At 74.8% G+C, this 13,745-nt stretch carries 14 protein-coding genes; 8 read left to right on the top strand and 6 right to left on the bottom strand.

Going from position 1 to position 13,745, the window contains the following annotated elements; translation table 11 throughout:
- Nucleotides 1-76 precede the first annotated feature (76 nt).
- Genes Ae505Ps2_RS11890 through Ae505Ps2_RS11875 form a run of 4 tightly spaced genes read right to left on the bottom strand, consistent with a single transcriptional unit; the run spans nt 77 to nt 4,127 of the window.
- Nucleotides 77-844 carry an aminoglycoside phosphotransferase family protein gene (locus Ae505Ps2_RS11890; protein ID WP_139318811.1) on the bottom strand — a complete coding sequence of 256 codons (768 nt, stop codon included), beginning with the start codon at nt 842-844 and terminating at the stop codon, nt 77-79.
- 31 nt (nt 845-875) lie between these two features.
- Complete coding sequence (gene ychF, locus Ae505Ps2_RS11885) at nt 876-1,949, bottom strand: redox-regulated ATPase YchF (protein ID WP_075553621.1); 1,074 nt, start codon at nt 1,947-1,949, stop codon at nt 876-878.
- A gap of 25 nt (nt 1,950-1,974) precedes the next feature.
- Entirely contained in the window at nt 1,975-2,646 is a 672-nt protein-coding gene (locus Ae505Ps2_RS11880; RefSeq protein WP_075332996.1) for a response regulator transcription factor, read from the bottom strand.
- Nucleotides 2,643-4,127 (bottom strand): HAMP domain-containing sensor histidine kinase, encoded by a 1,485-nt coding sequence (locus Ae505Ps2_RS11875; protein ID WP_139318812.1) that lies wholly within the window; start codon nt 4,125-4,127, stop codon nt 2,643-2,645. Before Ae505Ps2_RS11875 ends, Ae505Ps2_RS11880 begins: the two co-directional genes overlap by 4 nt.
- A gap of 314 nt (nt 4,128-4,441) precedes the next feature.
- Between Ae505Ps2_RS11875 and Ae505Ps2_RS11870 the strand changes: the two genes are divergently transcribed.
- The gene (locus Ae505Ps2_RS11870) at nt 4,442-5,935 is read left to right on the top strand and encodes an AlkA N-terminal domain-containing protein (protein WP_170917037.1); all 1,494 of its coding nucleotides are present in this window, start codon (nt 4,442-4,444) and stop codon (nt 5,933-5,935) included.
- On the top strand, nt 5,932-6,429 hold the full coding sequence (locus Ae505Ps2_RS11865; protein WP_020623209.1) for a methylated-DNA--[protein]-cysteine S-methyltransferase: 498 nt from the start codon (nt 5,932-5,934) through the stop codon (nt 6,427-6,429). Before Ae505Ps2_RS11870 ends, Ae505Ps2_RS11865 begins: the two co-directional genes overlap by 4 nt.
- Nucleotides 6,430-6,496: 67 nt before the next feature.
- On the opposite strand, the gene Ae505Ps2_RS11860 is transcribed toward Ae505Ps2_RS11865, so the two are convergent.
- Nucleotides 6,497-7,033 (bottom strand): hypothetical protein, encoded by a 537-nt coding sequence (locus Ae505Ps2_RS11860; protein WP_075308235.1) that lies wholly within the window; start codon nt 7,031-7,033, stop codon nt 6,497-6,499.
- Nucleotides 7,034-7,278: 245 nt separating this feature from the next.
- Here Ae505Ps2_RS11860 and Ae505Ps2_RS11855 point away from each other — a divergent pair, with 245 nt between their 5' ends.
- The 3 genes from Ae505Ps2_RS11855 (at nt 7,279) to Ae505Ps2_RS11845 (ending at nt 10,506) form a co-directional block, all read left to right on the top strand.
- The gene (locus tag Ae505Ps2_RS11855; protein ID WP_075308237.1) at nt 7,279-8,874 is read left to right on the top strand and encodes a DNA recombination protein RmuC; all 1,596 of its coding nucleotides are present in this window, start codon (nt 7,279-7,281) and stop codon (nt 8,872-8,874) included.
- Nucleotides 8,875-8,878: 4 nt separating this feature from the next.
- Nucleotides 8,879-9,772 (top strand): DUF6542 domain-containing protein, encoded by an 894-nt coding sequence (locus tag Ae505Ps2_RS34000; protein ID WP_158071449.1) that lies wholly within the window; start codon nt 8,879-8,881, stop codon nt 9,770-9,772.
- A 185-nt stretch (nt 9,773-9,957) separates the two neighbouring features.
- Entirely contained in the window at nt 9,958-10,506 is a 549-nt protein-coding gene (locus Ae505Ps2_RS11845) for a L,D-transpeptidase (protein WP_060713230.1), read from the top strand.
- 84 nt (nt 10,507-10,590) lie between these two features.
- On the opposite strand, the gene Ae505Ps2_RS11840 is transcribed toward Ae505Ps2_RS11845, so the two are convergent.
- Nucleotides 10,591-11,568 (bottom strand): 4-hydroxy-3-methylbut-2-enyl diphosphate reductase, encoded by a 978-nt coding sequence (locus Ae505Ps2_RS11840; RefSeq protein ID WP_020626874.1) that lies wholly within the window; start codon nt 11,566-11,568, stop codon nt 10,591-10,593.
- A 104-nt stretch (nt 11,569-11,672) separates the two neighbouring features.
- Between Ae505Ps2_RS11840 and Ae505Ps2_RS11835 the strand changes: the two genes are divergently transcribed.
- From Ae505Ps2_RS11835 to Ae505Ps2_RS11825, 3 genes are read left to right on the top strand one after another with little or no spacing between them, the layout of a single operon-like run.
- Nucleotides 11,673-12,281 carry a lipid droplet-associated protein gene (locus Ae505Ps2_RS11835; RefSeq protein ID WP_075308241.1) on the top strand — a complete coding sequence of 203 codons (609 nt, stop codon included), beginning with the start codon at nt 11,673-11,675 and terminating at the stop codon, nt 12,279-12,281.
- On the top strand, nt 12,278-13,516 hold the full coding sequence (gene xseA, locus Ae505Ps2_RS11830; RefSeq protein WP_075332995.1) for an exodeoxyribonuclease VII large subunit: 1,239 nt from the start codon (nt 12,278-12,280) through the stop codon (nt 13,514-13,516). The genes Ae505Ps2_RS11835 and xseA overlap by 4 nt, the downstream gene beginning before the upstream one ends.
- A complete protein-coding gene (locus Ae505Ps2_RS11825; protein ID WP_075553620.1) occupies nt 13,513-13,743 on the top strand; it encodes an exodeoxyribonuclease VII small subunit in 231 nt (76 codons plus the stop codon). Before xseA ends, Ae505Ps2_RS11825 begins: the two co-directional genes overlap by 4 nt.
- Nucleotides 13,744-13,745: the final 2 nt, after the last annotated feature.

Below are 13,745 nucleotides of genomic sequence, written 5' to 3'. Positions count from 1 at the left end.
GTGGGCGCCGGATCGTCACCCCTTCTGATGAGCGGGGGGTGCGCAGACGGGGCGGGTCAGACGTTGGAAGGGATGATCAGACGGCCGCTGCGTCGGCCACCGTCACCCAGGCGGCCGCGCGATCGGCATCGACACCGGCGGATCGGGCGACACTGCGGCCGAGGAGGTGTGCCGTCTCCAGGTCGTCGTAGCTCAGTTTCAGGGCGAGCACGGCGACGTCGTAGGCGGCTTCGCCGTTCATCCCGCGCGGGCCGATGAACCACGGCCGACCGCGGCCGTGGAGGACGTGGGGCGGTGAGAGGTCGGCGTGGCACAGTCCGGCCGGCGAGTCGGTGGCGAGCTGGTCGAGAACCACGTCGGCGGCCGGATCGGTGAGCCGTGCCCGGAGCCACGGGACGATGCTCGGCGCCGAGGGCACGCCGTCCTCGTCGGCGAGGGTGCGCAGCATCGTGGCTGCGCCCTCGAGGTCCCGCGGCCGCGGCTCCCGCTCGGCGAACGATGCGCCGGGCTCGACCGCGTCCAGTGCGGTCCACGTGCTCGTGGGTGTGTTCCGCAGGAGATGGACCGCAGGCGCCAGACCAGCTCGCGAGAGCTGCTCCAGCACCGCGGCCTGGTGAACGGCGTCCGGGTCGGGGCTCGACCGCAGGACCACCCGAGCGCCGGCGCTGGTCGTCGCCTCCACCACGTGGGCCGACCTGGAGGAGAACGTCGTGCCGGTCGGTGTGACCGAGAGTGCGGCGCAGACCTCGGCCAGCTCGACGGGGAGCGCCTCCACCCAGGCGGGTGCGCGGTCGGGCCATCGCGCGTGTACGGCTCGGGCGAGGTCGGGATGCAGCGGAGTCACGGGCGCAGTGCGGTGGCGACGGCGGGCCGGGTCAGACGTTGAAGCGGAACTCGACCACGTCGCCGTCGTGCATCACGTAGTCCTTCCCCTCCATCCGCACCTTCCCCGCGGCCTTCGCGGCGTTCATCGACCCCGCGGCGACCAGGTCGTCGAAGGAGACGATCTCGGCCTTGATGAAGCCCCGCTCGAAGTCGGTGTGGATGACCCCGGCCGCCTGCGGCGCGGTGGCCCCCTGCGGGATCGTCCAGGCCCGCGACTCCTTGGGCCCGGCGGTCAGGTAGGTCTGCAGACCGAGAGTGGCGAACCCGGCGCGGGCCAGCTGGGCCAGTCCCGGCTCGTCCTGCCCGATCGACTCCAGGAGCTCGGCAGCGGACTCGTCGTCGAGCTCCAGCAGCTCGGCCTCGACCTTGGCGTCGAGGAACACGGCCCGGGCGGGGGCGACCAGCTCGGTGAGCTCCTTGCGCCGGGCGTCGTCGGTGAGGACGGCCTCGTCGGCGTTGAAGACGTAGAGGAACGGCTTCGTCGTGAGCAGCGTCAGCTCGCGCAGCAGCTCGGTGTCGGCCTCGGCCTGGAACAGCGTCCGGCCCTCATTGAGGATCGCGACGGCGGCGTTCGCGGCGTCGAGGACCGGCTTGCGGTCCTTCTGCGTGCGGGCCTCCTTCTCCAGCCGCGGCACCGCCTTCTCCAGCGTCTGGAGGTCGGCCAGGACCAGCTCGGTCGCGATCGTCTCGATGTCGCTCGCGGCGTCGATGCGGCCGTCGACGTGCACCACGTCCGGGTCGTCGAAGACGCGGACGACCTGGCAGATCGCGTCGGACTCGCGGATGTTCGCGAGGAACTTGTTGCCCAGACCCGCGCCCTCGGACGCGCCCTTGACGATGCCGGCGATGTCGACGAACGACACCGTCGCCGGGATGATCTTCTCCGACGAGAAGATCTCGGCCAGCTTCCCCAGGCGCTCGTCGGGGAGCGGGACGACGCCGACGTTGGGCTCGATCGTCGCGAACGGGTAGTTCGCGACGAGCACGTCGTTGCGGGTCAGCGCGTTGAACAGGGTCGACTTGCCGACGTTGGGCAGGCCGACGATGCCGAGGGTGAGGGACACGGACGACCAGAGTAGTCGGGACTCCTCAGCCCGGTTCGAGCCGGTAGCCCGCGCCGCGCACCGTCGCGATCCAACCGGCGCCGAGCTTACGACGCAGGTAGCGCACGTAGACGTCGACGACGTTGGACGAGGCCCCCGACTCGGCAGGCCCCCACACCAGCCGGAGCAGCTGGTCGCGGGACAACACCTGGCCCGGGTGGCGCAGGAACGTCTCGGCCAGCGCGCACTCGCGCGTGGACAGCTCGACGGTGCGGCCGTGCACGCTCACGTGCCGGGTGCGGGGGTCGAGCTCGAGTCCGTGGAAGGTCAGCAGATCCGGGTCCGGGACCGGGCGGGCGCGCTCCAGCCGCAGCCGGATCCGGGCCACCAGCTCCTCGAACCGGAACGGTTTGGCCATGTAGTCGTCGGCACCGCCGGTCAGCCCGGCGACGGTGTCGTGCACGCTGTCGCGCGCGGTCAGGATGATCACCGGGAGGCTGCTGCCGGCCGCCCGCAGTCGTCGCAGGACCTCGAAGCCGTCCATCCCGGGCAGCCCGATGTCGAGCACCAGCAGGTCGAACCCCCCGGACACGGCGTGGTCGTGCACGCCGGCCCCGTCGGCGACGACCGTGACCTCGAACCCGGCCCCGACCAGGCCCTTCTTCACCAAGGACGCGATGCGCGGCTCGTCCTCGGCCACCAGGATCCGGCTGGTCACGTCTCGCTCCTCGGCAGGTCCAGTGTGAAGGTCGCCCCGTGCCCGGGCGTGCTCTCGAGCAGCACGCGACCGCCGTGCGTCGTCGCGATGGCCTCGACGATGGACAGCCCGAGCCCGGCGCCGTCGGAGCGGGGTGCGTCGTCGCCGCGCGCGAAGCGCCGGAACACCCGCTGCCGGTCCTCCGGCGCGACGCCCGGTCCGGTGTCGGCCACCCAGATCCGCACCCGCCCGTCGACCGCCTCCGAGCCGAGCGCGATCCGGTCGCCGTCGCCGGTGAAGCGGGTCGCGTTGTCGGCCAGCGCGACGACGGCCTGGGTGATCCGCTGCGGGTCCATCCGGCACCGCACCGCGGCCACCGCCTCCAGCCGCCAGTCCCGGTCGGCGAGGCCGGTCAGCTTCTCGAACAGCTCCCGGGTCAGTGCGCCGACGTCGACGAGCTCGGTCCGGAGCAGCGACGGCTGCTCGGCCCGGGTCAGCGCGAGCATCTCCGACACCAGCCGGTTCATCCGCTCCAGCTCGTCGTCGACCAGGGCGACGGTCTCGACGACGTCGTCGGGGTCGTGCGGGTCGAGCACCCCGAGGTGCCCCCGCACGATGGTGATCGGGGTGCGCAGCTCGTGGCCGGCGTCGTCGACGAACCGCCGCTGGGACTCCATACCGCTCTGCACCCGGTCGAGCATCGCGTTCAGCGTGATGGCCAGCTCGGCGATCTCGTCGCGGGCCTGCGCGCGCTGCGGCACCCGGCGCGACAGGTCCCGCCCGGTGATGGTGTTCGCGGTCGCGGCGACGTCGCGCAGCGGCCGCAGGATGCGCCCGGCCACCAGCCACGCCCCGACCGCGGACAGCAGCGCCGTACCGAACCCGACCAGCCCCATCAAGCGCGCGGCCTCGTGGGCGAAGTCGTGCTCGCGGTCGGTGAAGTAGCCGATCACGATGACGCCGCGCTGCGGGTCGCCGGCGAGCCCGACCGGCAACGCCGACCAGCGCACCTCGCCCGCCGAGCTCTCGTAGGACCCGCGGGTGGGACGACGGACGTCGGCGACCAGCGCGGTGAACGCCGGGTCCTCGCGCAGCAGCACCCGCGGGCTCGTCCGCCGGGACTCCCAGCGGAAGCGCCCGTCGAGATAGCCGAGGAACTTCTCGTTCGGCCGCGCGACGTTCGCGGCGATCACCGACCGCAGGATCTCGTCGACCGAGGAGTACGGCCGGCCGGTCGTCGGGTTGATGCCGGTCTCGGTGACGCGGGCGAACTCGGCGATCTCGGAGTTCAGCGCCCCGTCGATCCGGCGGTCGGTCTCGTCGATCAGCAGCATCCAGGTCAGCAGCGTGACGACGCCCAGCGAGGCCAGCACCAGCAGCACGACCCACCCGACGATGCGGGTGCGGGCCCCGATCGCCCGACCGACGCGGCGGGGCCCGGGGCCGGACCCGACGGCCTCGGTCGCGATGATCGCCTCCAGTTCGTCCGTGCCGGTGACCATGATCCCGTACCCGCTGCGGGACGGGCGCACCGTGGGCAGCGCTCTCGTGCCGACACCCGGCACGGATGAGCACCGTCGGTCGTCGATACAGCTCCGTTGGGAGTAAGGCACGCTCCGTCGCACGGCGCACAGGTGACACACGGACATCGTCGAACGGCTGCCACCACCCGGACGGCCGAGCACCACACCCGTCCGGGCCGAGCTCCGACGACCGGGACCGAGGGGGACGTCGTGCGCCTGCCCTGGACCGGCCCCGGACACCGGTGACCGATTCCCGCCAGTGGCGACGGCCGCCCAGTGGCATCGTCGGTACCGTGCTGCTCGACCACGACTCCTGCTACCGCGCCGTCGCCGCCAAGGACGCGCGGTTCGACGGCCAGTTCGTCACGGCCGTGCGCACCACCGGCATCTACTGCCGTCCGTCCTGCCCGGTACCGCCTCCGCGCTCGCACAACGTCGAGTTCCTGCGGACCGCGGCCGCCGCGCAGACCGCGGGCTACCGGGCCTGCCGGCGGTGCCTGCCCGACGCCGTCCCCGGCTCGCCGGAGTGGAACCTGCGTGCCGACGCCGCGGGGCGGGCCATGCGCCTGATCGCCGACGGCGTCGTCGAGCGCGACGGGGTCCCCGGGCTCGCGTCGCGGCTGGGCTACTCGCCCCGCCAGCTCGGCCGGATCCTCACCTCCGAGGTGGGTGCCGGGCCGCTGGCCCTGGCCCGCGCGCAGCGCGCGCACACCGCCCGCATCCTGGTCGAGACCACCCCGCTCGGGCTGGCCGACGTCGCGTTCGCCGCCGGGTTCGGCAGCGTCCGGCAGTTCAACGACACCGTCCGCGCCGTCTACGGCGTCCCGCCCTCCCAGCTGCGCGCCGAGGCCGCACGCCGCACGCGCAACCGCGAGCCCGGCCCGCCCGGGGCGCTCGTGCTGCGGCTGCCCTACCGGTCCCCGTTCGACCCGCACGGTCTGCTCGACCACCTCGCGGCCCGCGCGGTCGACGGTGTCGAGACCGTCGGCGGCGGCACCTACCGCCGCACGCTGTGGCTCCCGCACGGATCGGCCGCCGTCGCACTGGACCTGACCGCGCGGCCCGGCGCCGTGGTGGCGACGCTGCGGGCGTCCGACCCGCGGGACGTCGGGCCCGCGGTGTACCGGCTGCGCCGATTGCTCGACCTCGACGCCGACCCGCTCGCCGTCGACGCCGTGCTGGGTGCCGACGCCGCACTCGCCCCCCTGGTCGCCGCGACGCCCGGGATCCGGCTGGCGGGCACCGTCGACCCGGCCGAGACGGCGGTCCGCACGGTGCTGGGCCAGCAGGTGTCGGTCGCCGCCGCCCGCACCGCCGCGGCCCGTCTCGCGGCCACGCACGGGACGCCGCTGCCCGCGGAGCTGTGCGACGACGGCGGGCCGCACCTGCTGTTCCCCGAGCCGGGAACCCTCGTCGACGCCGACCTCGCGGGCCCGGCCCGACGAGCGTCGTCGCTGCGCGGGCTGTGTGCCGCGCTCGCCGACGGCACGCTCGCCCTCGACCCCGGGCGCGACCCGGACGACCTGCGCGCCGAGCTGTGCGCGCTGCCCGGGATCGGACCCTGGAGCGCCGGCTACCTGGCCATGCGGGTCCTGGGTGACCCCGACGAGCTGCTCGCCTCCGACCTCGCGGTGCGCCGCGGCGCCGAGGCGCTCGGACTGCCCTGCGACGGGGCCGCGCTCACCGCGCGCGCCCGCGCCTGGGCCCCCTGGCGGTCCTACGCCGCCACCCATCTCTGGCGGGCCGCGACGTCCGCCGCCACCACCACCGCTCGGAGGAGCGCATGAGCACAGCAACGTGGTCCACACGGGACACCCCGGCCGGGCCGTTCACCGCGGTCGTCGACGACGACGGCCACGTCCTCGCCTCCGGCTGGACCGCCTCGGTCGACGAGCTGCTCGCCCTGGTGCACCGCTCACTGGCCCCGACGACCGTGGTCGAGGGCGACCTCGGCGCGGTCGGCGAGGCGGTCGACCGCTACCACGACGGCGAGCTGTCGGCGATCGACGACGTGCCCGTCCGCCAGCGGTCCGGCCCCTACCGGGAGCTGGCGTGGGACGTGCTGCGGACCGTGCCCGCGGGGGCACCGGTCACCTACACCGGCTACGCCGAGAAGACCGGCCGCCCCGCGGCGGTGCGTGCCGCGGCCGGCGCCTGCGCGTCCAACGCGGCGGCGCTGTTCGTCCCGTGCCACCGGGTGCTGCGCAGCGACGGGACCCTGGGCGGGTTCCGCTACGGCCTGGCCGTGAAGCGGTGGCTGCTGGAGCACGAGGCGGTCTGAGACCGTCCCCGGCGACCGCGGATCGCGCACCGCGGCCGCCGGGTGCCCCGGCACCGGTGCCCCCGGGTCAGCCCTCGGTGACCGGTCCGACCTGGATCCCGGCGTCGACGCCGATCGGTCCCCGGGCCAGGAAGCTGCCCGGGATGTCGCCGCCGGGACCGTGCAGCGAGAACTCCAGCTCGTTCGCCGGGGCGGGCCCGGCGGAGTTGCGGATCTGCACGTCGAACTGCACGGGCTCCCCCGGCCCGAACTCGACGGCGCGGGTCTGGTCGCCGTAGGGCACCGCGACCTCGGAGGCGCGCGGCGAGCCGTTCAGGCTGAACACCAGGTCCGACGGCGATCCGGACAGCAGGCACGGCGCGGTGCCCGGGGCCGCGCTGAGCACGACCGAGTAGTGACGGTGCCCGGCGCTCGCCGGCGCCGGGTGGATGGTCGCCTGCTGGTTCGCCGGCCGGCAGGCGCTGGGCGCCGGGTCCCCCGCCGGCGTCGCGGGTGCGGCCGAGGCGACCCCGGCCGGGACGAGCACTGCCGCGGCGGCGACAGCCAGGGCGGCGGTGGTCGTGGCGGCCGTACGGCCGATGGTGCGGGCGAGTCGGGTGGTCATCACAGGTACCTCTCTCACTCTCGCGGCGCCCGGGCCCCCGGCCCGGACCGTCGGCCCCCGAAGGTCCGACACCGGAGAAGACGTGTGCATAGCGAACCGGTTCGCCCCGCGTGGCATCCGTCTCGCCGGGGCAACCCGTCCGGCCGCAGACCTCCCCTGCGATCCGGTGCGCGACACCGGACTCCGGACACGCCGCCGACCTGCGGCGACGCGGAACTGTCGGGGGTGCGGTGCACGCTGCGGGGGTGGACGTCCTCAGCCTGCTCCTCGGATCGATGCTCGGTGCGGCGGTCGCCGCCGCCGTGGTCTGGTCGGTGGCCGCCGCCCGGTTCCGTGCCGAGGCGGCCGAGGCGGCCCGCGCCGCCGCGAACACCGCCGCCACCACCCGGGCGGACGCCGCGGGCCTGCGCGCCGAGCGCACCGCGCTGCTCGAGCGGGTCGAGGAGCTGCACGAGTCGCTCGACGACGCGACGAACCGGGCCCGGCGCGCCGAGTCCGAGGCCGCCGGGGCCACCGCCGCGCTGCGCGCCGAGCGGGAGGCCCGCGCGCAGGCCGAGGCCGCGACGACGCGCCGCGAGGCCGAGCTGAAGGACTCCTTCGCCGCGCTGTCGCAGGACGCGCTGGCCCGCAACAACGAGGCGTTCGTGGCGCTGGCGGAGAGCCGGATCAAGGAGGCGACCGCCGCGCTCGCGGCCAGGGCCGACGGCGACCAGGCGGCCCGCGCGAAGGCCGTCGAGCAGCTGCTCGACCCGGTCTCGGCGGCGCTGGGCCGGGTCGAGGGCCAGCTGCGGACGGTGGAGAAGGAACGCGAGTCCGCCTATGCCGGGCTCCGCGAGCAGGTCAGGGCGATGGCGGCGAGCTCGGACAGGCTCGGCACCGAGACGAAGGCGCTGGTCAACGCGCTGCGGGCGCCGCAGGTGCGGGGCCGGTGGGGTGAGATGCAGCTGCAGCGGGTCGCCGAGATGGCCGGGATGCTCGAGCACTGCGACTTCTCCACCCAGGTGTCCGCCGCCGGGGAGGACGGCGGGGTCCGCCCGGACATGCTGGTCCGGCTCGCGGGCGGCAAGCAGGTCGTCGTCGACGCGAAGGTGCCGTTCGCGGCCTACCTGCAGGCGGTCGAGGCCTCCGACCCGGACGTGCACATCGAGCGGCTCGCCGCGCACGCCCGGCAGCTGCGCACCCACGTGGACCAGCTCTCCGCCAAGGCCTACTGGGAGTCGTTCGAGCCCACACCGGAGTTCGTGGTGCTGTTCGTGCCCGGCGACCCGTTCCTGGAGGCCGCACTCCGCTCGGACCCGGGGCTGCTGGAGTACGCCTTCGGCCGCAACGTCGTGCTCTCGACGCCGACCACCCTCGTCGCGCTGCTGCGCACCGTCGCCTACGGCTGGAAGCAGGAGGCGCTGGCCCGCAACGCCGCCCAGGTGCACCGGCTCGGGCGCGAGCTGCACGGGCGCCTCGCGACGATGGGCACCCACGTCGCGAAGCTCGGCCGCAGCCTCGACGCGGTCGTGGACAGCTACAACCGGACCGTCTCCTCGCTGGAGGCCCGGGTCCTGGTGAGCGCCCGGAAGTTCACCGAGCTGCAGGTGTCCGACACCGAGCTGGAGACCCCCGCGACGGTCGACCGGACCCCGCGCGGTGTCTCCGCACCCGAGCTGGTCGCCTCCGCCGGGGACTCGCTGGTGTCCCTGGAGGACCTCGGGCGGCCCGACCACAACCGGACGGACGGCACCCGATCCGGCGGTGGCCGACCCGACGGCGCACATCCGGGCACGTTCGGCGACGGCGACACGGAACACGACGAGGCGGCCGGGACACCGTGGCGGGAGGGGTTAGGCTGACCGGGTGACCACGGCCCGATCGACTTCGGCCCGCCGGCCCGGCCGGGGGTCCGCCCCCGCGCGCGGTGGCTGGCCGGTGCGCGAGCGGTCCCTGCTCCCCCCGGTCCTCGGGATCCCGCCGATGGCGGCGACCGGCCTGGCCGTCGGCACCACAGCTCTCGGGGTCCTGGTGGACCTGCTGCGGATCGGCACCGTCGGCCGGGTGTTCGAGGTCTGCTACCTGCTCGGTTGCGTGCTCGCGGTGTCCTGGGTCCGCCGGCGCAGCCTGTTCCTGCCGGCCGTGCAGCCGCCGCTGCTGCTCGCCGTCGTCGTCCCGCTGGTCGCGGTGCTCATCGGCGCCCCGTCCGGTGGCGGCGCGGCGCAGAGCCTGCTCATGGCGGGCGCACCGCTCATCAACGCGTTCCCGGCGATGGCGGTGACCACGCTGGTCGTGCTGCTCGTCGCCGGCCTGCGGGTGCTGCGCCAGCGGCTCGGCCCGGACGACGCGGTCGGCCGGCTGCGGCAGCGCCTGGGCCGCGACCCGGGCGGGTACGACCCGGACGGGCCCGGCGGGCGGACCCGGGCGCCGCGCGGTGCGGGTACGCCCGGCACGGCGACCGCGGCCCGGTCCCGCACGTCCGGCACTGCCCGCACCGGGTCGGCCACCGGGTCGACCCCGACCGGCTCCGCCCGACGCGACACGGCCCGCACCGGGTCCACCGGCACCGGGGTCTCGCGCACCGGCTCCGCAGCGCGCTCCACCGGGATCTCGCGCACCGGTTCGGCGGCACGCTCCACCGGGTCCGCGCGCTCCGGCTCCTCCCGCGCGGAGTCCTCCCGTGTCGATCCGTCCCGCTCCGAGCCCACCCGCGGGTCGACGCGCGGGGCGACCGGCCGGACACGCCGCGACACCCGCTGACGGCGGAACCGGCGCTCCGCATGCATCCGCCCAGGTGGACGGCCGGAACGTACCCCGCAGACCGCCCGGGTGACGACGGACCGGACAATGGGAGCAACCCACTGCCCTCCCGAGCGTCTTCCCCATCGGGGGCACGGCGTGACCCCGCCGCTCCCCCCGACGCACGCCGGAACCACTGGAGCGCCATGTCGACCACCCGCAGCCCCCGCAGGACGCGACCCGCGATCGTCGTCGCGCTGGTCACCGCGGCCGTCGCGCTGATCGGCGTCGGCACCGCGATCGCCGGGACCCCGGCCGCCCAGGCCTTCCGGGACCAGCCGCTCGTCGCGGGCACCCCGTGCACCGTCACGGCCCGCGCCTGTGTCGACCTCGACTCGCAGCGCTCCTGGCTGTTCACCGACGGGAAGATCACCCACGGGCCCGTCCCGGTCGCCATCGGCGGCCCGGGCAAGGAGACCCCGATCGGCCACTCCCTGCGGGTGTACCGCAAGGAGCAGCTCCACAAGAGTGGCGAGTACACGATGACCAACGGCGAGCCCGCCCCGATGCCGTGGGCGGTGTTCTTCCAGGACGGCGGCATCGCCTTCCACGAGGGCCGCACCGACACCCCGTCGGCGGGCTGCGTCCGGCTCGCCCCGGAGAACGCGAAGCTCTGGTTCGACACCCTGCAGATCGGTGACCAGGTGCAGGTCGTGTCGGCGAAGCAGGTCCAGGCGGACCGCGCGGCGGGCTGACCGCTCCACCCCCTGTACGACGCAGGCCCCGGACCGAGTCGGTCCGGGGCCTGCGTCGTGCGTGACGGGCTCAGTTCACCGGGCTCAGTTCACCGGGGTCAGGCCCAGCGACCGGCCACGCGGCGGGCGCAGCTCACGGGGCAGCGAGAAGGTCAGCGTCTCCTCGGCGGTGTCGACCTCCTCGACCGAGCCGAAGCCGCGCTCGGCCAGGTACTCGACGACACCCTGCACCAGGATCTCCGGCACCGACGCGCCGCTGGTGATCCCGACCGTCGTGACGCCGTCGAGCCACGACTCGTCGATCTCACGGGCGTAGTCGATCAGGTACGAGGCGCCGGCCCCGGCGCCGAGGGCGACCTCGACCAGACGCACCGAGTTCGACGAGTTCCGCGACCCGACGACCAGCACGAGGTCGCAGCGCGGCGCCATCGTCTTCACCGCGACCTGACGGTTCTGCGTGGCGTAGCAGATGTCGTCCGACGGGGGGTTCTGCAGCTTCGGGAAACGCTCGCGCAGGGCGCGCACGGTGTCCATGGTCTCGTCGACGCTGAGCGTGGTCTGCGAGAGCCACACGACCTTCTCCGGGTCGCGGACGGTCACGGAGTCGACGTCGGCGGCGGACTCGACGAGCTGGATGTGCTCGGGCGCCTCACCAGAGGTCCCCTCGACCTCCTCGTGCCCAGCGTGCCCGACGAGCAGGATGTCGTAGTCCTCGCGGGCGAACCGCTTCGCCTCCTGGTGGACCTTGGTCACCAGCGGGCAGGTCGCGTCGATGGTCTGCAGGTTCCGGCCCGAGGCCTCGGCGCGGACCGCGGGCGAAACGCCGTGCGCGGAGAACACGACGTGCGCGCCCTCCGGGACCTCCGACGCCTCGTCGACGAAGATCGCGCCGCGCTCGCGCAGCGTCTCCACCACGTGCTTGTTGTGCACGATCTCCTTGCGGACGTACACGGGGGCGCCGTACTGGTCGAGTGCCTGCTCCACCGCCTCGACGGCACGGTCGACGCCCGCGCAGTAGCCGCGGGGCTTGGCGAGCAGGACCTGCTTGGCAGAACCGGACATGCCCCCAGGGTACGGACCACCCCGGGAACGGGCAGCCGCACGTGACCGGCCCGACCGGGCGCCCGGCGCGACAGGCGACCGCGGATCAGGGGACAATGGCGTGCATGTCTCCGCTGCCGTTCCCCGTGCGGATCGCCGCCGGCCTCGTCGTGACCGCCGTCGAGCAGGCCCGAGAGCTGCCGCGGCACGCCGTCGAGCTGCCGGTGACCGCGGTCAGCCAGGCGTTGCAGGTGTCCATGCGGGTCCAGCAGCGGATCACCGAGCTGGCCATCAAGGGTGACCGCGCGCTGGGCACCCTGCGTCCCGCCGACGACGTCCCCAGCTGGGCGACCTTCGACGACGACCTGGCCGACGGCGCCGACATCTCGCTGCCCGACCCGGAGCCGATCGCCCCGCCGCTGCCGCCCGCCGCCCCGGCCGGCCGCAACGGCACCGTGTCGTCGCTGCGACCCGCCCGCACCGGCATCCCGATCGACCGGTCCCCGTCGTCCCGGCCGGCGGCGGCGTCGAACCGGGCCGAGGCGAGCGCGACCGCGCCGGCCGTGCTGCCCGAGTACCCGACGATGACCGTGCCCCAGCTGCGCGGCAAGCTCCGCACGCTGAGCCTCGACGACCTCACGGACCTCCTCGCCTGGGAGACCGCACACGAGAACCGGCCGCCGTACGTCACGATGCTGACGAACCGGATCGCGACGGTGTCCGAGAACCGTTGAGCGCCACGACCTCCGAGGAGGACCCGTGGCCGGTCCGCACGGTCGCCCGCAAGATCGCCGAGTGGGTCGACCGGCTCGGCGCGGTGTGGGTCGAGGGCCAGCTCGCCCAGGTCAACGCCCGCTCCGGGACCACGTTCCTGACGCTGCGTGACCCGGCCGCCGACATCTCCCTGCAGCTGACGGCGCCGTCGTCGCTGGTGCGCGACGCCGGCGGCGCCGTGACCGAGGGCAGCCGGGTGATCGTGCACGGCAAGCCGTCGTTCTACCTGGGGCGCGGCACGCTGTCGCTGCGCGTCGACCGGATCCGCGCGGTCGGTCTCGGTGAGCTGCTGGCCCGCATCGAGCGGCTGCGCAGGCTGCTCGCCGCCGAGGGGCTGTTCGACCCGTCCCTCAAACGGCGCCCGCCGCTGCTCCCGCACACCATCGGTCTGGTCACCGGGCGCGACTCCGCGGCCGAGCACGACGTGGTCCGCAACGCCACCGCGCGCTGGCCCGCGGTGCGGTTCCGGATCGAGAACGTCGCCGTACAGGGCGGGCTGGCCGTGGAGCAGGTCGTCGGCGCGCTGCGGGCGCTCGACCGCGACCCGGACGTCGAGGTCATCGTGCTCGCCCGCGGCGGCGGCAGCGTCGAGGACCTGCTGCCCTTCTCCGACGAGACGCTGTGCCGTGCCGTCGCCGCCTGCCGTACCCCGGTCGTCTCGGCCATCGGGCACGAGCCGGACACCCCGCTGGTCGATCACGTCGCCGACGTGCGCTGCTCCACCCCGACCGAGGCCGGACGCAGCCTGGTCCCCGACCTCGCCGAGGAGACCGCCCGGATCTCCGGGCTGCGCGACCGGGCCCGCCGAGCCCTGCACGGCTGGGTCGACCGCGAGCAGCACCGCCTCGACGACCTACGACGGCGGCCGGTGCTCACCGACCCGCTGCGCATGGTCACCGCCCGGGAGGGCGAGATCGCCGACGCCCGCGCCGCCGCCCACCGCGCGGTGCTGCGCCGGCTGGACCGGGCGTCGTCGGAGCTGGAGCACCTGGGCGCCCGGCTCGCCGCGCTCGGCCCGACCGCGACCCTGGCGCGCGGCTACGCGATCGTGCAGCTCGCCGACCGCACCGACGACGTGCCCCCGCTCCTGCGGTCGGTCACCGACGCGCCCGCCGGCACCGGCCTGCGGATCCGGGTCGCCGACGGCGCCGTCGCCGCCACCGTGACCACCACCCCCGACCCGGAGACCCGATGAGCGACCGACCGGCAGTGGAGACCCTGGGCTACGAGCAGGCCCGCGACGAGCTCATGGAGGTCGTGCGCGCACTGGAGGTCGGCGGCCTCGGCCTGGACGAGTCCGTCGCGCTGTGGGAGCGCGGCGAGGCCCTGGCCAAGCGCTGCGACGCCCAGCTCGCCGGCGCCCGCACCCGCATCGAGGAGAAGCTGGCCGACGCCGACGCCGACGACCCCGACGACGCCTGAGC

Source organism: Pseudonocardia sp. Ae505_Ps2 (assembly GCF_001932425.1).
Lineage (GTDB): Bacteria > Actinomycetota > Actinomycetes > Mycobacteriales > Pseudonocardiaceae > Pseudonocardia.
This window is presented reverse-complemented; position numbering and strand designations above follow the sequence as displayed.